Annotated in this window: 28 protein-coding genes; 14 read left to right on the top strand and 14 right to left on the bottom strand. The window is 38.5% G+C overall.

Going from position 1 to position 25,893, the window contains the following annotated elements; genetic code table 11:
• The first annotated feature begins 227 nt into the window (after positions 1-227).
• Positions 228-1,100 carry a glycerophosphodiester phosphodiesterase family protein gene (locus tag DK866_RS14365; protein WP_109409452.1) on the top strand — a complete coding sequence of 291 codons (873 nt, stop codon included), beginning with the start codon at positions 228-230 and terminating at the stop codon, positions 1,098-1,100.
• A 92-nt stretch (positions 1,101-1,192) separates the two neighbouring features.
• The gene (locus tag DK866_RS14360; RefSeq protein ID WP_072070896.1) at positions 1,193-1,405 is read left to right on the top strand and encodes a CsbD family protein; all 213 of its coding nucleotides are present in this window, start codon (positions 1,193-1,195) and stop codon (positions 1,403-1,405) included.
• 153 nt (positions 1,406-1,558) lie between these two features.
• Here the strand turns inward: DK866_RS14360 and nqrM are convergent, their stop codons facing one another.
• The 8 genes from nqrM to DK866_RS14320 form a co-directional block, all read right to left on the bottom strand.
• On the bottom strand, positions 1,559-1,786 hold the full coding sequence (gene nqrM / locus DK866_RS14355; protein ID WP_036932601.1) for a (Na+)-NQR maturation NqrM: 228 nt from the start codon (positions 1,784-1,786) through the stop codon (positions 1,559-1,561).
• Positions 1,787-1,805: 19 nt separating this feature from the next.
• Complete coding sequence (locus DK866_RS14350) at positions 1,806-2,828, bottom strand: FAD:protein FMN transferase (protein ID WP_109409451.1); 1,023 nt, start codon at positions 2,826-2,828, stop codon at positions 1,806-1,808.
• Positions 2,829-2,908: 80 nt separating this feature from the next.
• A complete protein-coding gene (nqrF, locus tag DK866_RS14345) occupies positions 2,909-4,135 on the bottom strand; it encodes an NADH:ubiquinone reductase (Na(+)-transporting) subunit F (RefSeq protein WP_072070898.1) in 1,227 nt (408 codons plus the stop codon).
• A 16-nt stretch (positions 4,136-4,151) separates the two neighbouring features.
• A complete protein-coding gene (nqrE, locus tag DK866_RS14340; RefSeq protein ID WP_006534792.1) occupies positions 4,152-4,748 on the bottom strand; it encodes an NADH:ubiquinone reductase (Na(+)-transporting) subunit E in 597 nt (198 codons plus the stop codon).
• Positions 4,749-4,753: 5 nt separating this feature from the next.
• Positions 4,754-5,383 (bottom strand): NADH:ubiquinone reductase (Na(+)-transporting) subunit D, encoded by a 630-nt coding sequence (locus tag DK866_RS14335; protein WP_072070899.1) that lies wholly within the window; start codon positions 5,381-5,383, stop codon positions 4,754-4,756.
• A complete protein-coding gene (locus DK866_RS14330; protein ID WP_109409450.1) occupies positions 5,376-6,164 on the bottom strand; it encodes a Na(+)-translocating NADH-quinone reductase subunit C in 789 nt (262 codons plus the stop codon). Before DK866_RS14330 ends, DK866_RS14335 begins: the two co-directional genes overlap by 8 nt.
• A complete protein-coding gene (locus DK866_RS14325) occupies positions 6,157-7,395 on the bottom strand; it encodes an NADH:ubiquinone reductase (Na(+)-transporting) subunit B (RefSeq protein ID WP_109409449.1) in 1,239 nt (412 codons plus the stop codon). The genes DK866_RS14330 and DK866_RS14325 overlap by 8 nt, the downstream gene beginning before the upstream one ends.
• 3 nt (positions 7,396-7,398) lie before the next feature.
• On the bottom strand, positions 7,399-8,739 hold the full coding sequence (locus tag DK866_RS14320; protein ID WP_109409448.1) for a Na(+)-translocating NADH-quinone reductase subunit A: 1,341 nt from the start codon (positions 8,737-8,739) through the stop codon (positions 7,399-7,401).
• 415 nt (positions 8,740-9,154) lie between these two features.
• Here DK866_RS14320 and DK866_RS14315 point away from each other — a divergent pair, with 415 nt between their 5' ends.
• On the top strand, positions 9,155-9,916 hold the full coding sequence (locus DK866_RS14315) for a L,D-transpeptidase family protein (protein WP_109409447.1): 762 nt from the start codon (positions 9,155-9,157) through the stop codon (positions 9,914-9,916).
• On the opposite strand, the gene DK866_RS14310 is transcribed toward DK866_RS14315, so the two are convergent.
• Complete coding sequence (locus tag DK866_RS14310) at positions 9,887-10,654, bottom strand: class II glutamine amidotransferase (RefSeq protein ID WP_109409446.1); 768 nt, start codon at positions 10,652-10,654, stop codon at positions 9,887-9,889. The two genes, DK866_RS14315 and DK866_RS14310, sit on opposite strands and share 30 nt — an antisense overlap.
• Positions 10,655-10,710: 56 nt before the next feature.
• Complete coding sequence (gene lpcA, locus DK866_RS14305) at positions 10,711-11,289, bottom strand: D-sedoheptulose 7-phosphate isomerase (RefSeq protein WP_072070905.1); 579 nt, start codon at positions 11,287-11,289, stop codon at positions 10,711-10,713.
• A 238-nt stretch (positions 11,290-11,527) separates the two neighbouring features.
• Here lpcA and fadE point away from each other — a divergent pair, with 238 nt between their 5' ends.
• Positions 11,528-13,975 (top strand): acyl-CoA dehydrogenase FadE, encoded by a 2,448-nt coding sequence (fadE, locus tag DK866_RS14300; protein ID WP_109409445.1) that lies wholly within the window; start codon positions 11,528-11,530, stop codon positions 13,973-13,975.
• 110 nt (positions 13,976-14,085) lie between these two features.
• Here fadE and lysA read toward each other — a convergent pair whose 3' ends face one another.
• Positions 14,086-15,327 (bottom strand): diaminopimelate decarboxylase, encoded by a 1,242-nt coding sequence (gene lysA / locus DK866_RS14295; RefSeq protein ID WP_109409444.1) that lies wholly within the window; start codon positions 15,325-15,327, stop codon positions 14,086-14,088.
• 112 nt (positions 15,328-15,439) lie between these two features.
• Between lysA and DK866_RS14290 the strand changes: the two genes are divergently transcribed.
• Positions 15,440-16,366 carry a LysR family transcriptional regulator gene (locus DK866_RS14290; protein WP_109409443.1) on the top strand — a complete coding sequence of 309 codons (927 nt, stop codon included), beginning with the start codon at positions 15,440-15,442 and terminating at the stop codon, positions 16,364-16,366.
• On the opposite strand, the gene DK866_RS14285 is transcribed toward DK866_RS14290, so the two are convergent.
• Complete coding sequence (locus tag DK866_RS14285) at positions 16,343-17,263, bottom strand: LysR family transcriptional regulator (protein ID WP_109409442.1); 921 nt, start codon at positions 17,261-17,263, stop codon at positions 16,343-16,345. The two genes, DK866_RS14290 and DK866_RS14285, sit on opposite strands and share 24 nt — an antisense overlap.
• Before the next feature lie 105 nt (positions 17,264-17,368).
• On the opposite strand from DK866_RS14285, the gene DK866_RS14280 reads away from it, so the two are divergent.
• Positions 17,369-18,241 (top strand): MBL fold metallo-hydrolase, encoded by an 873-nt coding sequence (locus DK866_RS14280; protein ID WP_109409441.1) that lies wholly within the window; start codon positions 17,369-17,371, stop codon positions 18,239-18,241.
• A complete protein-coding gene (locus DK866_RS14275; RefSeq protein WP_109409440.1) occupies positions 18,229-18,897 on the top strand; it encodes a DsbA family protein in 669 nt (222 codons plus the stop codon). The genes DK866_RS14280 and DK866_RS14275 overlap by 13 nt, the downstream gene beginning before the upstream one ends.
• A gap of 107 nt (positions 18,898-19,004) precedes the next feature.
• On the opposite strand, the gene DK866_RS14270 is transcribed toward DK866_RS14275, so the two are convergent.
• Positions 19,005-19,637 (bottom strand): prepilin peptidase, encoded by a 633-nt coding sequence (locus DK866_RS14270; protein ID WP_109409439.1) that lies wholly within the window; start codon positions 19,635-19,637, stop codon positions 19,005-19,007.
• Positions 19,638-19,886: 249 nt separating this feature from the next.
• Between DK866_RS14270 and rsmE the strand changes: the two genes are divergently transcribed.
• From rsmE to ruvX, 4 genes are all read left to right on the top strand, one after another.
• Positions 19,887-20,618: a 16S rRNA (uracil(1498)-N(3))-methyltransferase gene (gene rsmE, locus DK866_RS14265; RefSeq protein WP_109409438.1), complete on the top strand. Its 732-nt coding sequence runs from the start codon at positions 19,887-19,889 to the stop codon at positions 20,616-20,618.
• Positions 20,619-20,628: 10 nt separating this feature from the next.
• Positions 20,629-21,585 carry a glutathione synthase gene (gene gshB, locus DK866_RS14260; protein WP_072071100.1) on the top strand — a complete coding sequence of 319 codons (957 nt, stop codon included), beginning with the start codon at positions 20,629-20,631 and terminating at the stop codon, positions 21,583-21,585.
• Positions 21,586-21,723: 138 nt separating this feature from the next.
• Positions 21,724-22,287 (top strand): YqgE/AlgH family protein, encoded by a 564-nt coding sequence (locus tag DK866_RS14255; protein ID WP_109409437.1) that lies wholly within the window; start codon positions 21,724-21,726, stop codon positions 22,285-22,287.
• On the top strand, positions 22,287-22,706 hold the full coding sequence (gene ruvX, locus DK866_RS14250; protein WP_109409436.1) for a Holliday junction resolvase RuvX: 420 nt from the start codon (positions 22,287-22,289) through the stop codon (positions 22,704-22,706). The genes DK866_RS14255 and ruvX overlap by 1 nt, the downstream gene beginning before the upstream one ends.
• A gap of 52 nt (positions 22,707-22,758) precedes the next feature.
• Here the strand turns inward: ruvX and DK866_RS14245 are convergent, their stop codons facing one another.
• The gene (locus tag DK866_RS14245; RefSeq protein WP_109409435.1) at positions 22,759-23,763 is read right to left on the bottom strand and encodes a type IV pilus twitching motility protein PilT; all 1,005 of its coding nucleotides are present in this window, start codon (positions 23,761-23,763) and stop codon (positions 22,759-22,761) included.
• 21 nt (positions 23,764-23,784) lie between these two features.
• Here DK866_RS14245 and DK866_RS14240 point away from each other — a divergent pair, with 21 nt between their 5' ends.
• From DK866_RS14240 to DK866_RS14230, 3 genes are read left to right on the top strand one after another with little or no spacing between them, the layout of a single operon-like run.
• Positions 23,785-24,483 carry a YggS family pyridoxal phosphate-dependent enzyme gene (locus DK866_RS14240; RefSeq protein WP_109409434.1) on the top strand — a complete coding sequence of 233 codons (699 nt, stop codon included), beginning with the start codon at positions 23,785-23,787 and terminating at the stop codon, positions 24,481-24,483.
• Between the two features lie 14 nt (positions 24,484-24,497).
• Positions 24,498-25,316, top strand: coding sequence for a pyrroline-5-carboxylate reductase (gene proC, locus DK866_RS14235; protein ID WP_109409433.1), 819 nt, complete (start codon positions 24,498-24,500; stop codon positions 25,314-25,316).
• A gap of 18 nt (positions 25,317-25,334) precedes the next feature.
• Positions 25,335-25,892 (top strand): YggT family protein, encoded by a 558-nt coding sequence (locus DK866_RS14230; RefSeq protein WP_023581020.1) that lies wholly within the window; start codon positions 25,335-25,337, stop codon positions 25,890-25,892.
• The last annotated feature ends 1 nt before the right edge of the window (position 25,893 follow it).

The raw sequence follows: 25,893 nt of genomic DNA, 5'->3' as shown, positions 1-25,893 counted from the left end.
TCCTCATCTAGATCACTGTTTAAATATACAGTAAATAAATATTAACTACAATTTTTATTCACTCTTGGCTCCCTCTAACGAGGTGTATTTCTCATAAAAATCTGAATTAGTCTGTTTATTTATAGAATTGTCACAAAGTGATGTTAGATTATTTTTGCTTGTTGATTAATTACATTCACCTTAACAATTGTTTTGTAACTACATATAAAACAAGGAAATAATTTTTCATGATCAAATTATTCATTGCTATTTCTCTCTTTTTTTATTCTGTAATTCTTATGGCATCCCCTAAAATTATCGCACATCGTGGTGGCACAGCTGATGCCCCAGAAAATACTGAAATTGCTATAAAAACAGCACTCTCTAATCAAGCTGATGCAATTTGGATCACTATTCAATTATCAAAAGATAACATTCCTGTACTTTACCGCCCTAGTGACTTAAAAAACCTAACTAATGGGCAAGGCATGATTTCTGAGTTTACTGCACAGGAACTTAAACAATGGGATGCTGGCTATAAATTTGCAGAAGCACAGCAATACCCTTACCGCAATAAAGGGATCACTATTCCTACCTTAGATGAAATCTTAACTCAATTTCCCACCACTCAATTTTATCTTGATTTAAAATCACCTGATGCTGATCCCATTATTCAAGGTGAAGCATTAGCTACAGTTCTCAGTAAGCATAATGCACTTGATAGAACCCGTATTTATTCCACTAATACCGCCTTTCTTGATGCACTCCCGACTAATGTAGAGCGTTTTGAAAATCGTGATATTACCCGCGATATCCTCGCCAATATTACTATGAGCCACGTTTGCTTATTGCCTGAAAATTTAGATATTACTCGTTGGTATGGGCTTGAATTACATAGAAAAGTAGAAGTTGTTGAAAAATATACTTTAGGCGAAGCGCGATCAGTTTCCGTTCTGAGTTGGGATAAGGATGCAATGTCCTGTTTTCGTGCTGGTGGCAATGCCCATATTGTTCTTTTTGGTATCAACACCGAAAAAGATTATATTCAAGCTACAGAATTAGGTGCTGATGCCGTCATGGTTGACTCTCCAGCTAAAATGAAAGTATTTAGGAAAGAGTAAATAATTCTATTTAGGTTTTCATTTTTATATTCACTTTATTCTCTTCTACACTTAATAGTGTTATCCGATAGAAATAAGTAAGGAGGAATAAAATGTTAAACAATAAAATTTCTGGTGATTGGAATTTATTCAAAGGAAAAGTAAAAGAAAAATGGGGAAAGATCACCCATGATGAACTTGATATTATTGAAGGTACACGAGAGCAACTCATTGGTAAACTTCAAGAACATTATGACTATTCCTATGAAGAAGCCAAAAAAGAAGTTTTAGAGTGGGAGGGGCAAAACCCTTATCCATGGAAGTGAATCTTTAACGCAAGGATACGCTTTTTATTATCCTACTTCTATTCTATTAAAAACTTTTTTTAGAATGCTTATATTTTTAGAATGAATGAAATAAAAAAGAGTGATGGTAATTAAAGCCATCACTCTTTTTTTATCTAAATATCTTTTTTACTATTAAAGAATTCGATTCTTTTTCAGTAACTCTTCTCGTGCGGACTCTTTTGCCATACGTTTTTTACGTGCGTCACAAGGTTCAGGGCAATCACACTCTTTTTCTATCCCCATAGCCCCTAAACCACCACAACTGCCTTGAAGGCTTTTACGTTTTACAATATATCCTAACGCCATTCCAAAGAAGGCAATCAAGAATAAGATGAAGGCAAAAAGAAATATTTTTAACATAACCTTCTCTCCTTAAATTCTATTTTTTCAAGAACGGGGCGAACGCTTTACTATAACGCTCTTCAAACCCATTTTCAGTTTTCACTATCATAAAGACAGGAATATTTAGTTTATTTGCTACTTCTAACCCCTTTTCAGGCCCTAAAACATTCAATCCAGTAGAAAGGCCATCAGCACTCATGCAAGTGGGGACAATCACAGTAATAGAAACGAGGTTATGTTTAATAGGATGACCTGTAGTTGGATCAATAGTATGGGAATAGCGGATACCGTCTTCTTCAAAGTAGTTACGGTAATCACCAGAGGTTGCAATTGAATTATCACCTGGTTCAATAATTAACTGAACGCTCTGTTTTGTACCATCATTAGCTGGTTTCTCAATTGCTATACGCCAAAGCTTGTCATTACCATTTACACCTTGTGTTCTTACTTCACCACCAATATCAACCATATAGTTAGTGATATTCTGTGATATTAAATACTCAGCAACAGCATCAACACCATAGCCTTTAGCAATAGAAGAGAGATCGACATAAAGCTCAGGGATCTTCTTGAACAGTGTATTCCCTTCAACAGCTAAGTAATCAATGCCAATCCACTGTTTACGTTTTTCTAATTCATCTTCAGAAGGCTGGTGAGTAAATCGACCTTCTGGGCCAAATCCCCATAAATTTACTAACGGTCCAACAGTCACATCTAAAGCACCGTCCGTGATTTTATTAATACGAATGGCTTCACTCACTACTTTAGCGGTAGCAGGCGAAACAGGGAATGGTGTATTAATTTCACGACTTTGATTGAAACGACTCAATTCAGAATGAGGACGATATGTTGACATTTGATCGTTCACTTCTTCAAGAATACGATCGATCTCTGTTTGTAAGACGTTTTGTGGAGGTGAATTACTATCAGGGACATATTTAATCGAGTAATAAGTTCCCATTGTTTCGCCTTCTAATACCTGCTGTTTTTCACCACATGCAGACAATAGAACTAAAGCAGACAGCATCACTATCCAATTTATCATCTTTCTTTTTAACATAACTCTCTCTTCTGATCATGAGCGCCCACATAAGTGGGCGCTTGTCATTTCATTCATTTATGCTTAATGGGAGGTTAGGATCAACCGCCAAAGTCATCCAGCATAATGTTTTCATCTTCAACGCCTAAGTCTTTGAGCATTTTAATAACAGCTGCGTTCATGACTGGCGGTCCACACATATAGAATTCACAATCTTCTGGTGCTGGATGATTTTTGAGGTAATTCTCAAACAACACATTGTGAATAAATCCTGTATATCCTGTCCAGTTATCTTCAGGTAAGGCGTCCGAAAGTGCGACATTCCATGTGAAGTTTTCGTTTTCTTTTGCAAGCATATCGAAGTCTTCAGTGTAGAACATTTCACGCACAGAACGAGCACCATACCAGAAGCTGATTTTACGTTTAGAATGTAAGCGTTTTAACTGATCAAAAATATGTGAGCGCATTGGCGCCATACCTGCACCACCACCAATGAAGATCATCTCTGCATCAGTTTCTTTAGCGAAGAATTCACCAAATGGCCCTGAAATTGTCACTTTATCACCTGGTTTTAATGACCAAATGTACGATGACATTATGCCTGGTGGTACATCAGGATTACGTGGTGGTGGTGTTGCAATACGCACGTTTAACATGATGATGCCATGCTCTTCAGGATAGTTTGCCATTGAGTAAGCACGTACTGTGGTTTCTTTTACATCAGAAACGTAGCGGAATAAGTTAAATTTATCCCAGTCTTCACGATACTCTTCAGGCACATCAAAATCTTCATAACGCACGGTATGAGGTGGACATTCGATCTGAATAAATCCACCAGCACGGAAAGGTACAACTTCACCTTCAGGAATTTTTAATACTAATTCTTTAATGAAAGTTGCTTTGTTATCGTTTGAGATAACTTCACATTCCCATTTTTTAACACCAAAGATTTCTTCTGGTAATTCTAATTTCAGGTTGTTTTTTACGTTGACCTGACAGGCTAAACGACAACCCTCTTTAGCTTCACGCTTGTTAATATGCGAAAGTTCTGTTGGCAGAATATCACCGCCACCCTCTAGCACTTTAACGCGACACTGACCACAAGAGCCACCGCCACCACAAGCCGATGAAATAAAAATACCTTCGTTTGATAATACGTTTAGTAATTTATCACCTGCTGGTGCATTAAAGCTTTTGTCTGGGTCTCCATTGACCTCAACTGAAATATCCCCTGTATTGACCAGTTTTGATTTTGCGAACAAAATCAATGCTGTTAATACCAATACAATCAGGGTAAACATCACGACACCTAGAATAATTATATCCATGAGTTCTTCTCACCCTTTATAGCTGAACACCAGAGAAGGACATGAAACCTAATGCCATCAACCCTGTGGTGACAAAAGTAACGCCTAATCCTTTCATACCTGCCGGTACATCCGCGTACTTCATTTTCTCACGGATAGAAGCCAACAATACGATGGCTAACATCCAACCAATTCCAGAGCCGAAACCATAAACAATAGACTCACTAAAGTTATAGTCACGTTGTGCCATAAATGACACACCACCGAAAATGGCGCAGTTAACGGTAATAAGAGGCAAGAAGATCCCTAATGCGTTATACAGCGCAGGGAAATAACGGTCTAAAATCATTTCTAGGATTTGTACCAGTGCCGCTATCACGCCAATGAAAGTGATAAAGTTTAAGAAACTTAAATCGACACCTTCCATTAACGCATTATCACGTAACACATAGTTGTAAACCAAGTTATTCAATGGCACAGAAAGACCTAGAACAACGGTAACAGCGATACCTAATCCAAATGCTGTTTTTACATTTTTAGATACAGCGAGGAATGTACACATCCCTAAGAAGAACGCGAGCGCCATATTCTCAATAAAAACAGCACGAACAAACAGGCTTATATAATGTTCCATGGCGATTAGTCCTCTTCAACCTGTGCAGGTTTTAATGTACGTAATCCCCAAATTAGCAAGCCAATAATAAAGAATGCACTTGGTGCTAACAGGAATAAACCGTTAGGCTGATACCAGCCACCATTCTGGATAGATTCCATCACGGTAATGCCAAATAATTTACCAGAACCGAAAAGTTCACGTAAAAATCCGACAAGGATCAAGATAGCGCCATACCCTAAGCCATTACCAATACCATCCATAAAACTTTCAATCGGTGGTGATTTCATTGCATAGGCTTCTGCTCGCCCCATAACAATACAGTTAGTAATGATAAGGCCAACGAAAACAGAAAGTTGCTTAGAGATTTCATACGCATAAGCTTGCAAAATTTGGTCAACAACGATAACTAATGAAGCAATAATCGCCATTTGAACAATAATACGAACGCTACTTGGTATGTAATTACGAATTAGTGAAATAAAGAAACTTGAGAATGCAGTAACCAGTGTTACAGCAATTGTCATCACGAATGCAGTTTCAAGTTTTGTTGTTACAGCCAGTGCAGAACACACACCCAATACCTGTAAAGCAATAGGGTTGTTATCTAACAATGGCCCAAGTAAAACGCGTTTAATTTCTTTTGTATCAGCCATTGATTTCTCCTTCACGTACTTTTTTCAGGAATGGGCCGAAACCTTTTTCACCTAACCAGAAGTCGAACATATGCTGGATGCCATTTGAGGTCAGTGTTGCACCAGAAAGTCCATCAATGCCATAAGGATTGCCAGAAGCAGCGCCACTACGCACAATCTTGATAGCAGGTACGCCTTCTTCATTGATTAGACGCTTACCTTTCCATTGTGCTTTCCACTGAGGATTGTCAACCTCACCACCTAAGCCTGGTGTTTCACCATGAGCATAATAAGTAATGCCTTGGGAGGTTACGCCATCAATATCAACCGCAATAAAGGCATACATCACAGACCATAAACCTGAACCATAAACAGGTAGTACGACTTCTGTTGTTTTACCTTGCTCATCAAGGACAAAATACACTTCAGCTGTATTTGAACGTCGACGAATTTTGGCCAAATCATCTGCTGGTGATAATGCAATTGAAGTATCATCACTACGTAATGCAGTATTTAAATCAAAATTGCCTTTACTATCAGTCAGTTCACCTGTCTGGAAATTAACAATTTTTGCTTTAATACGAGTGTTGTATACTTTCAGTACATCTGTCGCACTCATTTTAGGTACGAGCAGACCCGCAACATCAAGAATATTACGTTGTTTATCAAGAAGCTTTTGTTCTTCTTGTTTAGACTTCAGTCCAACAGCCGCTCCTGCTACTACCACGGAACACACTAGACATAGAATAAATACAACGAGGAACGTTCTTGCGACGCTATCTTTGTTTTTCTCTTTAGCCACGAGCTATTCTCCGCTTAATATTCGCCTGAACAACCACATAATCGAACAGTGGTGCAAATAAGTTTGCGAATAAGATTGCCAGCATCATACCTTCAGGGTAAGCCGGATTGACGACACGAATAAGCACAGCCATTACGCCAATCAAAATACCGTAAGCCCATTTACCTTTATCAGTAAACGATGCGGATACTGGATCTGTTGCCATAAACATCATACCGAAAGCAAAACCACCTAATACTAAGTGCCAGTGCCAAGGCATTGAGAAGAGAGGATTGGTGTCTGAACCGATAAAATTAAACAGGTATGACATTGCAATCATGCCTACCATTACCCCTGCAACGATACGCCATGAAGCGATACGAGCAAAGAGAATGACAGCACCACCAATTAAGATCATCAGTGTTGAAACTTCACCAATCGAACCTGGAATATATCCCAGGAAAGCATCCATCCAAGAGATAGGTTGTTGGGTAACTGTATTCAATAATGCGCTTTCGCCTGATACAGACCATTGTGACAATGGTGTTGCACCTGAGAAACCATCAGCAGCAGTCCAAACCAGATCACCTGAAATTTGAGCTGGATAAGCAAAGAACAGGAATGCACGACCTGCTAATGCTGGGTTCAAGAAGTTACGACCTGTACCACCAAAGATTTCTTTTGCGATAACAACACCAAACGTAATACCTAATGCAGCCTGCCAAAGTGGTAATGTTGGCGGTACGATCAAGGCAAATAAGATTGATGTAACAAAGAAGCCTTCGTTAATTTCATGGCCACGAATAAAGGCAAAAAGAACTTCCCAAAATCCACCAACCGCAAAAACCACAAGATAAATAGGTAAAAAGTAAGTTGCACCAAGTAGCATCTTACTTGCCCATCCAGCATCTGTAGTTAATGATGCGCCGAGGAATTCAGCAAGGCGATAATGCCAATCTGAAGCAATGATTTGCTGTAATTCAGCACCACTGTATAACTGATTAAGTGCAGGGATCGCTTGGTGACCGACATTATACATTCCCCAAAACATTGCTGGGAAAACGGCTAACCAAACCAAGATCATCATACGTTTTAGGTCAATAGTGTCACGAACATGACCACCATTACGCGTTACTGTGCCCGGTGTATAAAATACCGTGGTCACAGCTTCATAAAGTACGTACCATTTTGCTAATTTGCCACCGGGCTCAAAATGGTGCTCTACTTTTTCAAATAAATTTTTCAAACCCATGAGTTACCCTTCCTGCTCAATTTTGGTCAATACTTGGCGCAGTGCTGGGCCATACTCATATTTGCTTGGGCAAACATAAGTACATAATCCCAAATCTTCTTCATCCAATTCCAAACAACCTAATGCTTGTGAACTGTCTGTATCACCTACAACTAAATCACGTAATAAATGCGTTGCCATAATGTCTAACGGCATAACACGCTCATAGTTACCAATTGGTACCATTGAACGTTCGCCACCATTCATTGAGGTTGTAAAAGCAAAGCGTTTATTTTTTAGGAAGTGACCGATAGTTGTACGTGTGATAGAAAATTTATCGCTACCCGGCATACCCCAACCAAATAACTCTTTATCACGACCTTCTCGTAATACAGAAACTTGATTATGGAAACGACCTAAATAGTGATGAGCCTCATCAGATTTCCATCCCCATAATACAGAGCCAGAAATAATGCGGTTTTCATCATCAACTAATTGATCTTTGGTTAACTCATAGAGATCAGCCCCTAAACAAGTACGCACTAAACGCGGTGCTTTTACTTGAGGACCAGCTAATGCAACAACACGTTCAGTGTATAAAGAACCGGTTGTAAACAAGTAACCAATAGCAATCACATCTTGGTAATTTAAATGCCAAACCATTTTCTTAGCACTGACAGGTTCTAAGAAATGAATGTGAGTGCCTACCAACCCAGCTGGATGAGGTCCAGAAAATTGGTTATAACTAATTTGTCCGTCATTCAATTTTGCAGGCGATTTTTCGCCATGACAAACATAGACCTTTCCTTCAGTTAATCGGGTTAAAACAACAAGGCCATCATTAAATGCCTTCTCATTTTGCTCAATAATAACCATAGGATCGGCTGCAAGCGGATTGGTATCCATTGCAGAAACAAAAATGGCAACAGGTGTTGTACCTAAATGTGGAGTACGGCTATAAGGACGAGTCCTTAACGCAGTCCACATGCCCGATTTAACAAGGTTGCTTTCAACCTGTTCACGGGTTAAATCTGACAACGCAGCGCTATCATAGCGGTTGAAGGTGATTTCTTCGTTGCCATCAATTTCTATCACGATAGATTGGAACACACGGCGTTCACCGCGGTTAATTTCAACGACTTTACCACAAGCTGGGCTGGTGAAAACAACACCGGCATTCTTTTTATCTTCAAAAAGAATTTGCCCTTTTTTTACATGCTCACCTTCCGAAACCATCATAGAAGGACGCATACCGACATATTCTTCACCTAGCAGTGCTACGCGTTGAATCGCGGGTCCGTCTTCTATCACTTGGGCAGGCGCTCCTGCAATTGGGAGGTCGAGTCCTTTTTTAATTTTAATCATAAGATTTGCACAAGTTTATCAGTTAAACCCTAAGCTACAAATTCACCCCGAAAATGTAGCGACTCTGTAATAAAAACATCTTAAGGTGTTTTTGAACCTTAAGTTATTTATCTCCGATAATTGTTACTATTTTCTCTTATTCTGCCGACCTGAATTTTATCATCTCAGCCTAAACCTGTCTGACTATTCGAGTGATTTAGCTCAAGCAAATGGGAATATTATTTTGACTGAAACGTTAACAACTCGTATAAACCGAATTAAAATATCATCTTTCTCGACGATCGCTTAAATTTCACACAGAATATTTTGTAATAGAAAAGAAACCATCTCAGATTTTAATTTACAAATTTATTGCTTCATAGCAATCTACGATCTACTTTATCAACAAATTTTAAGCTATTTTTCTGATAAAACCATGACCAGTCACGCAAAACAACTAATCAGTTTTTTAACATTAATGTTAACTTCTTTATTAGTTAACGCTGAAAACAGTTCAAAATTTCTAATGGAACCTGTTAAAAAAAGCACAGGACGGCCTATCTATATTCAGATTTTCAAAGAAGAAAGCTTACTTGAACTTTATACAGAAAAATTAGATGGGCAATTAGAAAAAGTACGTACTTACCCTATTTGTAGCTATTCTGGTGGGTTAGGCCCTAAAAAATTTCAAGGTGATTTAAAAAGTCCAGAAGGCTTTTATCAGGTTAATTTTTCACAATTAAACCCGAATAGTCGATTTTACCGAGCTATCAATCTAGGATTTCCTAATCAATACGACAAATCAAAAGGATACACCGGGGATTTTTTAATGATCCATGGAGCGTGTAAATCGGTTGGTTGTTATGCAATGACAGATTCAGTTATGGATGAAATTTATCAGTATGCTGAACTAGCCCTAAAAAATGGACAATCAGTGATCAACATTCATATTTTCCCATTTAAAATGACTAACGAAAATATGAAGAAACATCACTATTCAACGGACATCGATTTCTGGCAACAACTTATGCCCGCCTATCAATATGTCGAAGAGCGCAAACAGATCCCTTCTGTTACTGTTAAGGATGGACGCTATCTTGTTAATAACACCTCAATTGTACCGAATCAACCCACCCTTAATTTATCACAAAATAGTGAAAGCAAATGGCTACAGGATACGCACACCACGATCAAATAACACAAACTCCCCCACAGGAATACGCTGCCAAGACTCATTTCCAGTAAGTGGTAATGTTGAAATAACAGAAACAACATCATCTGATTGTGTATGTTGCTGAAAATCAATTTCTACATCTTGATCAAGTAGTTTTGCTTTTCCAAAAGGCGCTTTTCGCGTGATCCAATGTAAATTTGTTGAACAATACGCCATAACAAATCGCCCATCAGATAACAGCATATTAAAAACCCCTTTTTGCCTTAATTGAGAGGCTAAAGTAGAAATAAAGCGAAACACAGCCAGCCAATTAGCAGGCGTTCGTTTATAACGCTCTTCAAGTTGATTTAAGATCCAGCAAAATGCTTTTTCACTGTCTGTTTGACCGATGGCTCTAAAGCGCCCTGTTTCAAGAGAATGATAGCCTTTTAATTGGCCATTATGTGCATAAGTCCAATTTTTACCCCATAATTCACGGGTAAAAGGATGCGTGTTCTCTAAAGAGACATTTCCTCGATTCGCCTGACGAATATGAGCAATGACAGCCTCAGATTTAATCGGATACTCTTGAACAAAGCGAGCGACAGGTGAAATAGCACTGGCTTGAGGATCTTTAAATGTGCGACACCCTAGTCCTTCGTAAAAGGTAATTCCCCAACCATCTTTATGAGGCCCTGTTTTGCCCCCTCTTGGAATTAACCCACTTAGACTAAAATTAATATCTGTCGGTACATTTGCACTCATGCCTAATAATTCACACATCGCTCACTCCTTCTTGTCGATGTTTATTGCTGATTTATAGCAATATCAATAACGACTTACTTTTCCATTTCTTTTTCAATTAATTGGATCAGAATATGGATAACTTTGATATGGATCTCTTGAATGCGATCAGCATAACCAAAATGAGGAACGCGAATTTCAATATCCGCTGTACCGTCCATTTTGCCACCGTCTTTGCCTGTTAGCGTAATGACTTTCATGCCTTTTTCACGCGCAGCACTAATCGCTTTAATAATATTGCCTGAATTACCTGAAGTTGAGATACCCAGCAGAACATCACCTTCTCTACCTACAGCTTCAACATAACGTGAAAATACATATTCATAGCCAAAATCATTACTCACACATGAAATATGGCTTACATCAGAAATCGCAATGGCAGGATAACCAGGACGATTTTCACGGTAACGCCCTGTCAGCTCTTCAGCAAAATGCATTGCGTCACAATGAGAACCACCATTACCACAAGATAATACTTTGCCACCAGCTTTAAAAGAATCTGCTAATAATACAGCTGCTTTTTGAATAGCTTCAATGTTTGCATCATCTTGAAGAAAGCGAGAAAGAGTATCTGCTGCTTCTGTTAACTCACCACGGATAAGATCTTGGTACATAGGATTTTTACTCCAGAAAGGGTAATCGAAATTTTCTGTTTCTCAGTGTAACGGATTCAATGTCATGAAAGAAGATACTCATTACCGACAAATGCTAACTTCTCTCATTTACGAATAATTTGTGAGCTATATTGTAATTAGAATGTAAATATATTGATAAAAGTTGGTGACTAGATTAGATCTAAATAACAAACAACAGGTCTGACCTCCGATCTCTTGCTAAATACAGGAGTTTATTATGACACTACTCAGTATTGCACTTTTCATTATTCTTATAGGCATACTTAGTTATCGCAAATTTGGTATTGCGGTAAGTAGCCTTGTTCTCATTGCTTACACTTTTGTAATGGGTCTAGCTAATATTTGGAGTTACTGGCTACTCCTCCCCGTTGCATTGGTTTTATTACCCTTTACACTTCCGTCTATTCGTAAAGCCTATATTTCAGCTCCTGCACTTAAAGCATTTCAAAAAGTCATGCCTTCTATGTCTAAAACAGAACAAGAAGCCATTGATGCAGGTACAACATGGTGGGAAGGTGAGCTTTTCCGTGGCGCTCCTGATTGGAAGCAATTGCATAATTATCCCAAACCACAACTCACCGCTGAAGAGCAAGCGTTCCTTGATGGCCCAGTAGAAGAAGTTTGTCGTATGACAAATGACTTTGAAATCACTCATGAGTTGGCTGACTTACCACCTGAAATCTGGCAGTACCTAAAAGATAATCGCTTCTTTGCGATGATCATTAAAAAGGAGTACGGCGGATTAGAGTTTTCTGCCTATGCACAATCCCGTGTATTGCAAAAACTGGCTGGGGTATCTGGTATTTTAGCCATCACTGTTGGCGTACCTAACTCTTTAGGCCCTGGTGAACTTCTTCAGCATTATGGCACCGATGAGCAGAAAAAACGCTATTTGCCTGGTTTAGCCAAGGGAGATGAAATCCCTTGCTTTGCTTTAACCAGTCCTGAAGCTGGCTCTGATGCAGGTGCGATCCCAGACAGTGGTGTCGTTTGCATGGGAGAATGGCAAGGAGAGCAAATATTAGGTATTCGCTTAAATTGGAATAAACGCTATATCACCCTTGCACCTATCGCAACCGTATTAGGACTAGCGTTTAAATTGCGTGATCCTGAACATCTTTTAAGTAACGATGAAAATCCTGGCATTACCTGTGCATTAATTCCCACCGATGTAAAAGGCGTTGAAATTGGCCATCGCCACTTCCCATTAAACGTTCCGTTTATGAATGGGCCTACTCGCGGTAAAGATGTTTTTGTTCCTATTGATTACATTATTGGTGGGCCAAAAATGGCAGGGCAAGGCTGGAGAATGCTGGTGGAGTGCCTTTCTGTTGGTCGTGGCATTACTCTACCTTCAAACTCTACCGGTGGATTAAAAAGTGTGGCTATGGCAACCGGCGCTTATTCTCGTGTACGCCGTCAGTTCAAAATTCCTATTGGTAAAATGGAAGGTATCGAAGAGCCATTAGCGCGTCTGGCTGGTAATGCTTATCTTTTAGATGCTGCCACAACCTTAATTACCACGGGTATTATGTTAGGGGAAAAACCTGCCGTTTTATCTGCTATCGTCAAATACCATTGTACTCATAGAGCGCAACGTGGCGTTATTGATGCAATGGATATTGTTGGTGGTAAAGGGATCTGCCTTGGAACTTCAAACTTTGTTGCCCGTTCTTATCAAGGTTCGCCTATTGCGATCACCGTTGAAGGTGCCAATATTTTAACACGTAGTATGATCATTTATGGTCAAGGTGCTATTCGTTGCCATCCTTATGTGTTAGATGAAATTGCTGCAGCACGTGATAGCAATCTACATGATTTTGACCGAGCCTTATTTGGCCATATTGGGCATGTTGCAAGTAACACCTTACGAAGCATTTGGTTAGGTATCACTAATGGCCGTTTAAGTACATCACCAACCAATGATGAAACACGTCGTTACTATCAGCAAATTAACCGCCTTAGTGCCAATATGGCTTTATTATCTGATGTTTCAATGGGTGTTTTAGGTGGAAGTTTAAAACGTCGTGAGCGTATTTCTGCTCGTTTGGGTGATATTTTAAGCCATATCTTCCTCGCTTCTGCGGTCTTAAAACGCTATGAAGATGAAGGTCGTCATACTGCCGATTTACCATTAGTACATTGGAGTGTGAAAGAGTGTCTATACCAAGCTGAAAATGCAATTGATGAACTGTTACGTAATTTCCCGAGCCGAATGATTGCAGGTAGTATGCGCGCTATTATTTTCCCTCTTGGTAAAGCGCAAAAACTGCCATCCGATAAACTAGACAGTAAAGTGGCTCAAATTATTCAACAACCATCTGAAACTCGCGATCGTATTGGTAGAGGCCAATTCTTAACACCTTGTGAACACAATCCACATGGTTTAATGGAAGAAGCGTTGCTTGATATTTTGGCAGCAGAACCTATTTTCGACCGTATTTGTCGCCTCTACGAGAAAAAATTCAGTTTTACTCAATTAGATAAGTTAGCAGATAAAGCGTTAGCGGATAAACGAGTGACTCCAGAAGAGGCTGATATTTTACGTAAAGCTGAACAAAGTCGCTTACGGAGTATCAATGTTGATGAGTTTGACTTTGATGCACTGGCGGTCCCCGCAAAAAAGCCTAAAACGAGTAATACCAAAACAGACAAAGCAGCCTAGTTTATTTATATAAGGGCACATCATCCGCCCAATAAAACAAAACACCTCATAACTAATTAAGTCATGAGGTGTTTTTATTTCAATCAAAGTGGGCTAATAAAAACGATTAATTAGAGATCCAACTCCAACGCTAATAATTCTTCTATGGTTTGGCGGCGTCGAATTAATCGAGAAGTCCCTTTTGTTATTAATACTTCCGGAATAAGAGGACGACTATTATAATTAGATGACATTGAAGCGCCGTAAGCCCCTGTATCATGAATAATTATGTAATCACCCACTTGAGTTTGAGGTAATAAACGAGGGGTAACAGTGCCACCTTCCTGCTGAGTAAAAACATCACCCGATTCACACAGCGGGCCTGCCACGATCGTCTCTTGTAATTCTGTCATTGGCTTTATTTGCCCATGATTATCTAAAACTGAAATTTGATGGTAACTTCCATACATCGCAGGACGCATTAAATCACTAAATCCGGCATCCACCAGCACATAGTGACGACTTCCCATCGATTTAACCGCCCTCACTTGAGAAACTAATACACCAGACTCAGCCACTAAGAAACGCCCCGGCTCGATTTCAAGCTCAATATCATGACCAAGATGTTGTGCAATACGTTGACGTGCTTTATCCCATAACGAAAAGTAGTGGGTTAAATCGACTGTTACATCACCTTCTTGATATGGCGTTGATAATCCTCCACCTGCTGAAATAGCATTAATATCAACTTTAGAGGTAAGCACTTGCTCAACCATTGCATCACATACACTAGCGAGATGTTGATAATCAACACCAGAACCAATATGCATATGAAAACCAACTAAAGTTAGGTTGTATTGTTGGATCACAGATAATGCTTCAGGGACATCATCGAACCAAATACCATGTTTACTATTTTCACCCCCTGTATTGGTTTTTTGGCTATGCCCATGACCAAATCCAGGGTTAACTCTTATCCAAACAGCATGCCCTTGATTGCGTTCACCTAATTGACGAAGCATATCAATAGAACCTGCATTAACAGGAATATCTAACTCAATAACACGCTCAATAGTTCTTTCATCCAATAAATCAGCAGTAAAGACAATCTCGCTTTTTTCTCTACCACCTTGATAGCCTGCCACTAAAGCACGTTCGATTTCACCTAATGAAACCGAGTCTACTTTTACACCCTGCGCTTTCATTAAACGTAAGATATGAATGTTTGAGCAAGCCTTTTGAGCAAAGCGGACCACATCAAACGATTTTAGTTGAGCAATACGTTCAGAAATTGTATCGCCTTGATAAATCCATAATGGCGTTCCATACGTTTGTGCGAGTTGATATTGAGCCATAGTGATTGATGTTGTCATAATATTTACTCATAAAAGTCACAGATGAATAAAATGATTATTAATTAACTTGAAAAGGAATAAAAATATCAAATAAGCTACACTCTATTCATTTTTGATATAGGAATAATAAATGAAAGCTCCTTTTAACTGGCGACATATTGAGATATTTCATGCTGTAATGACGACACAAAATCTCACTGAAGCGGCTGAATTACTGAAAACTTCGCAACCTACTGTAAGTCGAGAATTATCACGTCTTGAACATCTATTATCATTTAAGTTATTTGACAGGATAAAAGGCCGACTTCAACCCACGGCAGAAGGATTACGCTTTTTTGAAGAAGTACAACGCTCTTATTATGGTTTAGATAGGATCATTAATGTTGCTGAAAGTATTCGTCATTTTCGACAAGCTGAACTAAATATCACTTGTTTACCTGCATTCGCTCAATCATTGCTACCTTCCATTTGTCGTCAATTTATTGATCAACATCCTGATGTCAATTTAACTATCGTTCCTCAAGAATCACCATTATTAGAAGAGTGGCTATCTGCTCAACATTATGATTTGGGCTTAACAGAACACACGCAAACACCAGCAGGAACTCAACAAGAAACACTGTTAACACTCAATGAAGTTGCCGTTTTACCTAAGTCACATCCATTGTGTCAAAAAGCATTGTTACACCCGTCTGATTTTCAGAACGAGCGCTTTATCAGCTTATCTGTTAATGATCCTTATCGACAGCTCATTGATGCCGTTTTTATTCAAGAAGGAATAACGCGACAATTAATCATGGAAACACAAAGTGCTGCATCTATTTGCGCCATGGTCAGTGAAAATATCGGTATTTCAATTGTTAATCCTATTACTGCTCTTGATTACCTCAATAAAACACTTTGTATTCGCCCTTTAAGCTTTACAATCCCCTTTACTATAAGTTTAATTTGCCCATCTCATCGACCATCATCACAACTGGTTTCCTATTTTATTGATGTAATGAAAAGTACATTAGCGAATTACCCTGAACGCTTAAAGCTCGCTTTTACCCGATAAACCAAGCCAATGCGGAGAGGATGAAAACCATTCAACAAGAAAATCGAGCAATACACGTACTGCTGCTGGCATATTTTGCCGACTCGCTAAAACAGCATAAATCCCCATAGGTTGAGCTTGATAGTCAGCTAAAACGTGTTCTAACTCTCCACTTTCAAGATAAGGTTTTGCTGAATAATAAGGCTGTAATGATATCCCTGCTCCTTTTAATGTGGCTTGCAATAAAACAACGGATTCATTGGCACTCAAATTACCACCAACGGGCACAGAATAACGTTTATCCTCTAAATTGAACTCCCATAAACTACGCCCAAAAAAACGATAAGTTAAACACTGATGTTGAGCGAGATCATCCGGTGTTTTCGGTATTCCTTTTTTTACTAAATAATCTTTGTGAGCACATACTACAGAAAGGCATGTTGCCAGCGGTCGTGCAATTAAATTAGGCTCAAGATGATTAGTAATACGCAAAGCAATATCAATGCGCTCTTCCACCAAATTCACCGTTTGATTAGTAATTTGTAAATCGACGGCAATTAAAGGGTAACGTTGCATAAACTCACAGATAGCAACAGATAAAATGCTATTTGCTAACGATTGTGAACTGGTTATACGAACAAGCCCACTAATTTGATGGCGCTCCTTAGGAATATTGGCGGGGATACGTTCTGCCATTTCTAATAATTGTAAGCTCTGTTCATAAACCATCTCACCAACAGATGTTAAGCTCTGTTTACGTGTCGTTCTATGTAATAAACGAACACCCGCCCATTCCTCCATTTCATTTAAATAACGAGTTACCATGGCTCTAGACATACCTAGATAATCAGCAGCTTTTATCATGCTACCTTGCTTTACAATGGTCACAAAAACTTCTGATGCTTTTATTTTATCCATTTTATTTGCTCGATTTACGCAACAATTAATTGCCTGAAATGGGGTTTTTCTCTTGTTTTATGCAACATATTATAGTCAGCAACAACATTATGGAGAAAACAAAAGATGAAAAAATTACTTCCTTTAACACTTGCAACAACCGCCTTCTTCGCAACGTCAGCACTAGCCACTGAATTAACATTAGATATCTATAATCCTGGAGAGGCGAGTGTTTTCCCTGTTTCTTCTGAAATTATTTATGGTGATAAAGATGCTGTTTTAATTGATGCACAATTTCAAAAAAATGATGCACAAGCCTTAGTTGATAAGATCAAAGCTTCTGGAAAAAACCTGACTTATATCTATATCAGCCATTCAGATCCTGATTTTTATTTTGGATTAGATGTTATTACTGATGCGTTTCCAAATGCTAAAGTAATTGCAACTGCACCCACAATCAATGCTATCAACGAAACCCAAGCAGGAAAACTTGCCTACTGGGGGCCAGTACTTAAAGAAAATGCCCCTAAAAAAATCATCATTCCTGAAGTGGTAACAGGCGATAGTTTTTCTATTGAAGGAGAGACTATTTCTATCAAAGGATTAGATAGTCAATCTCCAGATAGAACATATCTTTATGTTCCAAAACTGAATGCAGTGATGGGGGGAGTTTTAGTTTCTGAAAATATTCATGTCTGGTTAGCAGATACTCAAACTGTTGCAGAGCGCCAACATTGGGTTAAAGCATTGCAACAAATAAAATCACTCTCACCAAAAACCGTTATTCCAGGTCACTATTTACCTGAAGCAACATATAGTCTACAAGCAGTTGACTTTACGATGAATTACCTAATTGAGGCTGAGAAAAATCTTGAAAAGACAAAAAATTCAGATGAATTTATTGCAGTGATGGAAAAAACTCATCAGAATTTAGCAGATAAATCAAGCCTAGAGCTCAGTGCAAAAGTACTTAAAGGAGAGATGCAATGGCCTCAGTAACAAGCAGTACAGGTAATACTCAAAGTACTAAAATATTGCACTATGTTTATGATCCTCTTTGTGGTTGGTGTTATGGCATTGCTCCCTTAATTGAAGTAGTGAGCAATATATTTCCTGATGCTATCAGGTTACATGGTGGTGGTTTGTTTACACCAGCAAGAGCCGTAACTGGTGGTCAATCATGGAAAGAACACGTCACACCAATTGATGAACGTATTAGCCAGTTATCAGGTCAAGTTTTTAGTCATGCATACCGTGACGCTCTTGGTAACACAGAAATGGTACTAAACTCTTTGTTACCTATTTCAGCTATTCTTGTCGCTCAAATAATGGGAAAACGTGACGTTTATTTATTAAAAGCATTACAAGAAGCCTATTACCTTGACGGCCTAAATATCAGTGATAAAAACACACTGTTATTTATTGTGAAAAAACTAGGCTTTGATGTTGAACAGTTTGCATTTTTACTGTCTGAAATTAATGAAGCACAAACTCAACAACATTTAAGTCAAACACAGCAATTAATGAGTCAAGTTAATGGTCGTGGTTTTCCGACGCTATTTATTGAAGATGCACAAGGTTATCATCTAATACCAGTTGAAAAATATTTAGGTGATACAAAACGCTGGCAACAATTTATAACAGGAAATCTATAACCGATTTTACAGTGTGCTGATTTATTTACGTATTTCTGCACACTACCTTCTTTATTATTCAAGACATTACCCATTTTAAATATTGTAAATATAAAATTATCAATAAACTAAAAATAGAAACTAAGCACCATTAGTGTCGAAAAAGATAAACAAGAGCCAAATGCGACTTTGTTTAAATATTCTTTTGTGGTTATTAATACTATGCAATACACACAAAGCCCTAACAAAGAAGCACCTAAAAGAATATAAGGTAATTTTTCAAACCCACACCATGCGCCGATTGCACCAAACAATTTCACATCACCAAAACCCAATACACATTTTTGATAAATAAAATATCCCCATAAATAAACACCATAAAAAAGCCCTGATCCCATTAAAAAACCATAAAAAGCATGATGAAAAATAGCCAGTCCATATGTAGTGTAATTTATTGATAACCCTAAAAATAACAACCAAAAAGTTAAATCATTAGGCAGCAAGAAATAGTCAGCATCAAAAACAGAAAGCGTTAATAAATAAAAAGTTAACATTGAAAATATTATCAATAAAGATAATGAATTAATTGCAGTCACCCAATAAAGAAAAATAACAAAATAACTAAAAATAAGCTGATAACGCCGAGATTTAGGTAACAAAGATAATAATGAATAAAATGTACAAATTTTAATTGCCATGAAAAAACAACTAAGAAAAGAGAGCAAGAAATCACGTTTAAAGAGAAAACCAATAAAGCTCATAAATATCAATCCTTTGTTTTTCAAAACTCCTATTAGCTAACTGTATAAGAGAATAAATCGAACACCGAGAATTTCTTTTATGATCACCCTAAAAACATGAAATTTTGAGACAAAACTCGCAAGAAAATTCACGCTATAATAACGACAAAAGCAAAGTGATAACTTGCATGCCATAATGTCATGCGTATGATGCATATCACATATTTTATTTATCACGGTTAACCATCTTTTACGTAAGGGTTTCACGTTATGCGTATTCCTCGCATTTATCATCCAGAACCACTCACAACAGGCACGCAAACAACATTAGATGACGAAGCATCTAATCATGTTGGGCGTGTATTAAGAATGTCTACAGGACAAAAACTGGCATTGTTTGATGGTTCAAACCAAGTGTTTGATGCTGAAATCATTGAAAGCACAAAAAAATCAGTCACAGTGCAAGTAAATGAAGGCATTGTTGATGATAAAGAATCCCCTCTCGATCTCCATTTAGGGCAAGTATTGTCTAGAGGTGAGAAAATGGAGTTTACTATTCAAAAATCAGTAGAGCTAGGTGTAAATACAATTACACCACTGATCTCAGAACGCTGCGGTGTTAAACTAGATCCAAGCCGTTTAGAGAAAAAACATCAACAATGGCAAAAAATTATTATCTCGGCATGTGAACAGTGTGGTAGAAATACGCTTCCACAATTGATGCCAGTGATGTCATTAGAAGAATGGTGCGCTCAAAATGATGATAGTTTAAAACTCAATTTACACCCTAGAGCAAACCAAAGTATTAATACCTTACCCTTACCTGTTAAAAAAGTGCGCTTATTGATTGGCCCTGAAGGTGGGCTTTCCCCCGAAGAAATTGCCATGACAGCAGAGCACCATTTTACTGATATTTTATTAGGTCCTCGTGTATTAAGAACTGAAACAACAGCGCTCACCGCAATCACCGCTTTGCAGGTTCGGTTCGGCGATCTGGGATAAAGGAGAAGTAATGATTAAATTAGGTATTGTGATGGATCCAATTTCATCCATCAAAATCAAAAAAGACACCAGCTTTGCCATGCTATTAGAAGCACAGCGCCGTGGTTGGGAAATTCATTATATGGAAATGAACGATCTTTACCTACACCAAGGTGAAGCACGCGCTCATACTCGTTTACTCAGCGTAGAAGAAAACCCAGAAAAATGGTTTGAATTTGGCCAAGAGCAGGATATTGCTTTAGGTGAACTTGATACTATTTTAATGCGTAAAGATCCGCCTTTTGATACCGAGTTCATCTACGCAACCTATATTTTAGAGCGCGCAGAAGATATGGGAACACTCATTGTTAATAAGCCACAAAGCTTGCGTGACTGTAACGAAAAACTCTTTACAGCATGGTTCCCTACTTTAACACCAGATACTTTAGTTACCCGTGAAGCTAAACATTTACGTGCCTTTCATGAAAAACATGGTGATGTGATCTTCAAACCATTAGACGGTATGGGTGGCGCATCTATTTTCCGCTTGAAAAAAGACGATCCTAACGTAGGTGTTATTATCGAAACGCTCACAGACCATGGTCATCGTTTCTGTATGGCGCAAAACTTCTTACCTGAAATTGTTGATGGTGATAAGCGCATTCTTGTTGTAGACGGCGAACCTGTACCTTATTGCTTAGCACGTATTCCTGCAAAAGGGGAAACTCGTGGCAATTTAGCTGCTGGTGGTCGCGGTGAAGCTCGTCCATTAACAGAAAGTGATTGGGCAATTGCACGTCAAGTCGCACCTATCCTTAAGCAAAAAGGCCTTATTTTTGTAGGCTTAGATGTTATTGGCGATCGCTTGACTGAAATTAACGTCACAAGCCCAACTTGTGCGCGTGAAATTGAAGCCGCTTATCCTGATGTGTCTGTAACAGGTATGCTAATGGATGCAATTGAAGTACGCCTAAACAAGAAAAACTAACTTTTAATCACTCTCGCTAAAGGGTTTAAAAGTCTGAACCTAGCCCCTACATATAAATAAGTGGTGTACATTAAGAAATACAATGTATAAAAGGGCTAGGTTTTTTACTAAAAATGATCAGGGAACAGTATTACTATTATGAATTTACTTAACCATTTTCTTATTGCTATGCCTTCATTGAGCGATCCGTTATTTGAGCGTTCGGTCGTCTATGTTTGCGAACATAATGAAAACGGTGCGATGGGCTTAATTATTAATAAACCTATCGAAGATATCTCAGTGGAAGGCGTATTAGATCAACTGGAAATTTTTTCAACAGACAGAGATGAAGCGATTAGCTTACAAAAACCTGTGATGTCAGGAGGCCCAGTTGCAGAAGAGCATGGTTTTATCTTACATACTCCGATGTCAGGTTTTAGCTCTAGCATAAAAATCAGTGATAGCACCATGATCACAACATCTAAAGATGTATTAGAAACCTTAGGCACAGCAAGACAACCAGAAAAAACATTGGTCTCTTTAGGTTATTCCAGTTGGGAACAAGGCCAATTAGAAAAAGAGATTTTAGAAAATAGTTGGCTTACAGTTGAAGCATCGCCTCAAATTATTTTTGATACCCCCATTGCTGAACGTTGGCATAAAGCTGCTGAATTAATTGGGATTAATATCCATACTATTTCACCTATAGCGGGTCACGCATAATGTCAAACAGAACTGTAATGGGCTTTGATTTTGGCACTAAAAGTATTGGTGCAGCTATTGGTCAAGAAGTCACAGGAACTGCTAGACCTTTAGCTTCATTTAAAGCCAAAGACGGCATTCCTGATTGGTCTCAGATCGAAAAAATCATAAAAGAATGGCAACCTGATTTAGTCATTGTGGGTTTACCTCTTAATATGGATGGCACGGAACAATTAGTCACAACACAAGCTAAAAAGTTTGCAAATCGCCTCCATGGTCGATTTGGTGTACAAATTGCCTTACATGATGAACGCCTTAGTACCGTTGAGGCTCGTGCTCACCTTTTTGAGCGTGGTGGTTATCGTTCATTAGATAAAGGCAGTGTGGATGCAACATCTGCCGTTATTATTCTTGAAAGCTGGTTTGAACAGCAATGCTAACAAATACCAGTCATGTAAAACGACTATTCTTATTAATCTCGCTCTTAATCAATTAATCTCGTTGAATTAATCCTTCATGTTGACGTTGTTGGCGACTTAACATGAAGGTTTGCATGCCATATTCACTACCCGTTTGCATCAATGTTGTTACTTGGTGATATTTCCCTTCTCTAATAAGATGCGAAATGCCCTGCGTAACCTGCATTATTTCAAATAATGCCACCCGCCCACCGTCAGTTGAAGGTACCAACTCTTGTGAAATTATCGCCCTCAAACTGCATGCTAATTGTGATGAAATCCATTGACGCTCATTACCTGCAAATACGTTAGTAACACGTTCAAGTGTTTGTGTTGCACCTTGAGTATGCAAAGTAGCTAGAACTAAATGCCCTGTTTCGGCTGCGGTTAATGCTAACTTAATGCTTTGTGCATCTCTTAACTCCCCTAGCATAATAACGTCTGGATCTTGACGTAAAGCCCCCTTTATTGCACTTGCGCTATTTTGCACATCGCGCCCAACCTCTCGTTGCTGAACAACACTTTGTTTATTGCTATGTATAAATTCGATTGGATCTTCTAATGTCAAAATATGCTGACGTTGATATTGATTTAAATGATTGATCATCGCGGCTAATGTCGATGATTTGCCACTGCCTGTAGCCCCAGTAACTAAAATAAGCCCATGAGAATAGTTATCTAATAATGTTGAAACCGACTTGGGTACTCGAAGTTTATCTAAAGAAGGGATTTGTGTTTCAATTATTCTTAATACTGCTGAAACACCTTTTTGTTGGCGAAACAAATTAATACGAAGTCGTTGCCCACAAGGCAACGTAAGTGCTGCATCAATCTGACCTTCATTCTCAAAAGTTTGCTTTTGGGTATCATTCAAAAAAGGCCTGAACCACGCAAGTAGACTATCGGATGTGATAGGTTTACATTGATTTTGTTGATAAAGTATTCCATTGATCCGTAATCGTGGTACATCGCCACAACAAAGATGCAGATCAGAGGCGTTATGCTTTACACTATACGCAATTAAATTTTCCATTTTCATCTTATTATCTCCTGAGTTGCCATGAATACTATTAAACAGAATCTCGTCAATGTCAGGTCTCACATTGACACAGCAGCGCAGAAATGCGGCCGTTCTTCAGAAGAAATAACACTACTTGCAGTGAGTAAGACAAAACCTGCGAGTGACATCGAAAAAGCAATAGCATGTGGACAAACTGAGTTTGGTGAAAACTATGTCCAAGAAGGTGTTGATAAAATCCATTATTTTGCCGATAACCACGCTTTAGTTTGGCACTTTATCGGTCCTCTACAGTCAAATAAAACGCGCCTTGTTGCTGAAAATTTTGATTGGTGCCATACCATTGATAGATTAAAAATCGCTCAAAGATTAAGTGACCAACGTCCTGACTCATTGCCACCATTAAATGTCCTTATTCAAATCAATATTAGCGATGAAAACAGTAAATCTGGTATTAATCTGACTGAACTTGATGGGCTAGCAGCACAAATTTCTATTCTTTCAGGCATTAAATTACGCGGATTAATGGCGATCCCTGCACCTGAAAGCAATTATGACAAACAAGTTGAAGTGTTAGAAAAAATGCATCTCGCATTTAAACAATTACAATCTCAATATCCCAACATAGATACATTATCTATGGGAATGACAAGTGATATGGAAGCGGCTATTGCTTGTGGTTCAACACTCGTTCGTATTGGAACAGCAATTTTTGGCGCAAGAGATTACGCGACTAAGTAAAAATAGAGGTTTATATGGAACATCGTAACATCGCATTTATTGGCGCTGGAAATATGGCTCAAGCCATTATTGCGGGATTGGTTCAAGGTGGATATCCAGCAAATAAAATTACCGTCAGCTCACCTTCAGCCATTCGCCGTGAACCACTAGAGAAAGAGTTCGGTATTCATAGTACTAATGACAATATTGATGCAGTTCAGAAAGCAGATGTTATTGTATTGGCAGTAAAGCCACAAATGATGGAAGAAGTTTGTAAGCCCTTACAAAATATCGATATGAGTAAAAAGTTAGTCCTCACTATCGCAGCAGGCATTCCTGCTACACGATATAACGACTATTTCGCAACTCAATTACAACTCGTTCGTATTATGCCAAATACTCCTTCACTGGTAGGTAAAGGCTTAAGTGGTATGTTCGCGCACAATTCACTTTCATCTCAAGATAAACAGTTTGCTGATGAATTAATGAAAAGTGTCGGAACAACCGTTTGGGTAGAGCAAGAATCTGCCATCAATGATATTATCGCCGTTGCTGGTAGTGCACCTGCTTATTTCTTCTTGTTTATGGAATCAATGCAACAAGAAGCTGAACGTTTAGGTTTTTCACCTGATGTAGCAAGAGCCATCGTGCAACAAGCGGCAAGTGGTTCTACTGCCTTAGCTGAAAAACAACATATGCTACCTTTCTCAACTTTACGCGAGCAGGTAACATCAAAAGGTGGAACGACAGCGGCTGCACTTATGCAGTTTTATGAAGGTAAATTACCTGAAAATGTCGCTTCTGCCATGCAAGCTGCGATTAAACGCGCGCAAGAAATGGAAAAACTATTTTAATTTCATCAGGGCCAACTAATGAATTTTTTAAATTTCGTCATTCTGACTCTTCTTCAACTCTACACATCCGTACTTCTACTACGTGTCTGGATGCAATGTGTCAGAGCTGATTTTTATAATCCTTTCTCACAATTTATCGTCAAGATCACACAGCCAATTGTTCGCCCATTAAGAAGTGTTATCCCTTCTATTGGCCCTATTGATACCGCTTCAGTCTTATTAGCCTATATATTAATTCTGCTTGGTATTATTATTCCATCTTACTTATCAGGAACATCTATTCCTTTCTCTTTAATGTTCCCATTTGCCTTTATTGAACTGCTCACAGCAGCAGGTAAGATGATTTTCTGGTTGATCATTATCCGCGCAATCCTTAGTTGGGTAAGCCAAGGTCGCAATCCAATTGATCATCTTTTATTTCAATTAACAGAACCTTTAATGGCTCCTATTCGTCGTGTCATTCCGGCAATGGGTGGTTTAGATTTCTCTGCAATGATTGTTATTCTTGTGCTTTACGCCCTGAATTATCTGCGTGTAGATGTTTTACAATGGCTACTTAGCGTAACGCTTTACTAAG

This window comes from Proteus genomosp. 4 str. ATCC 51469 (genome assembly GCF_003144375.1).
In the GTDB taxonomy this organism is placed as follows: Bacteria; Pseudomonadota; Gammaproteobacteria; order Enterobacterales; family Enterobacteriaceae; genus Proteus.
Note: the sequence above shows the minus strand (reverse complement) of the source record. Positions and strands in the feature narration are given on the sequence as shown.

Excerpts from the sequence above, each read along its gene's own strand:
- lysA (WP_109409444.1), bottom strand. The coding sequence starts at position 15,327 with ATGACAACATCAATCACTATGGCTCAATATCAACTCGCACAAACGTAT.
- DK866_RS14285 (WP_109409442.1), bottom strand. The coding sequence starts at position 17,263 with ATGGATAAAATAAAAGCATCAGAAGTTTTTGTGACCATTGTAAAGCAA.
- DK866_RS14350 (WP_109409451.1), bottom strand. The coding sequence starts at position 2,828 with ATGTTAAAAAGAAAGATGATAAATTGGATAGTGATGCTGTCTGCTTTA.
- DK866_RS14270 (WP_109409439.1), bottom strand. The coding sequence starts at position 19,637 with ATGAGCTTTATTGGTTTTCTCTTTAAACGTGATTTCTTGCTCTCTTTT.
- DK866_RS14325 (WP_109409449.1), bottom strand. The coding sequence starts at position 7,395 with ATGGGTTTGAAAAATTTATTTGAAAAAGTAGAGCACCATTTTGAGCCC.
- DK866_RS14230 (WP_023581020.1), top strand. The coding sequence starts at position 25,335 with ATGAATTTTTTAAATTTCGTCATTCTGACTCTTCTTCAACTCTACACA.
- DK866_RS14315 (WP_109409447.1), top strand. The coding sequence starts at position 9,155 with ATGACCAGTCACGCAAAACAACTAATCAGTTTTTTAACATTAATGTTA.
- nqrM (WP_036932601.1), bottom strand. The coding sequence starts at position 1,786 with ATGTTAAAAATATTTCTTTTTGCCTTCATCTTATTCTTGATTGCCTTC.
- DK866_RS14275 (WP_109409440.1), top strand. The coding sequence starts at position 18,229 with ATGGCCTCAGTAACAAGCAGTACAGGTAATACTCAAAGTACTAAAATA.
- DK866_RS14240 (WP_109409434.1), top strand. The coding sequence starts at position 23,785 with ATGAATACTATTAAACAGAATCTCGTCAATGTCAGGTCTCACATTGAC.
- rsmE (WP_109409438.1), top strand. The coding sequence starts at position 19,887 with ATGCGTATTCCTCGCATTTATCATCCAGAACCACTCACAACAGGCACG.
- DK866_RS14310 (WP_109409446.1), bottom strand. The coding sequence starts at position 10,654 with ATGTGTGAATTATTAGGCATGAGTGCAAATGTACCGACAGATATTAAT.
- nqrF (WP_072070898.1), bottom strand. The coding sequence starts at position 4,135 with ATGGATATAATTATTCTAGGTGTCGTGATGTTTACCCTGATTGTATTG.
- ruvX (WP_109409436.1), top strand. The coding sequence starts at position 22,287 with ATGTCAAACAGAACTGTAATGGGCTTTGATTTTGGCACTAAAAGTATT.
- proC (WP_109409433.1), top strand. The coding sequence starts at position 24,498 with ATGGAACATCGTAACATCGCATTTATTGGCGCTGGAAATATGGCTCAA.
- nqrE (WP_006534792.1), bottom strand. The coding sequence starts at position 4,748 with ATGGAACATTATATAAGCCTGTTTGTTCGTGCTGTTTTTATTGAGAAT.
- DK866_RS14320 (WP_109409448.1), bottom strand. The coding sequence starts at position 8,739 with ATGATTAAAATTAAAAAAGGACTCGACCTCCCAATTGCAGGAGCGCCT.
- DK866_RS14290 (WP_109409443.1), top strand. The coding sequence starts at position 15,440 with ATGAAAGCTCCTTTTAACTGGCGACATATTGAGATATTTCATGCTGTA.
- DK866_RS14360 (WP_072070896.1), top strand. The coding sequence starts at position 1,193 with ATGTTAAACAATAAAATTTCTGGTGATTGGAATTTATTCAAAGGAAAA.
- DK866_RS14280 (WP_109409441.1), top strand. The coding sequence starts at position 17,369 with ATGAAAAAATTACTTCCTTTAACACTTGCAACAACCGCCTTCTTCGCA.
- DK866_RS14335 (WP_072070899.1), bottom strand. The coding sequence starts at position 5,383 with ATGGCTGATACAAAAGAAATTAAACGCGTTTTACTTGGGCCATTGTTA.
- DK866_RS14245 (WP_109409435.1), bottom strand. The coding sequence starts at position 23,763 with ATGAAAATGGAAAATTTAATTGCGTATAGTGTAAAGCATAACGCCTCT.
- DK866_RS14365 (WP_109409452.1), top strand. The coding sequence starts at position 228 with ATGATCAAATTATTCATTGCTATTTCTCTCTTTTTTTATTCTGTAATT.
- lpcA (WP_072070905.1), bottom strand. The coding sequence starts at position 11,289 with ATGTACCAAGATCTTATCCGTGGTGAGTTAACAGAAGCAGCAGATACT.
- DK866_RS14255 (WP_109409437.1), top strand. The coding sequence starts at position 21,724 with ATGAATTTACTTAACCATTTTCTTATTGCTATGCCTTCATTGAGCGAT.
- fadE (WP_109409445.1), top strand. The coding sequence starts at position 11,528 with ATGACACTACTCAGTATTGCACTTTTCATTATTCTTATAGGCATACTT.
- gshB (WP_072071100.1), top strand. The coding sequence starts at position 20,629 with ATGATTAAATTAGGTATTGTGATGGATCCAATTTCATCCATCAAAATC.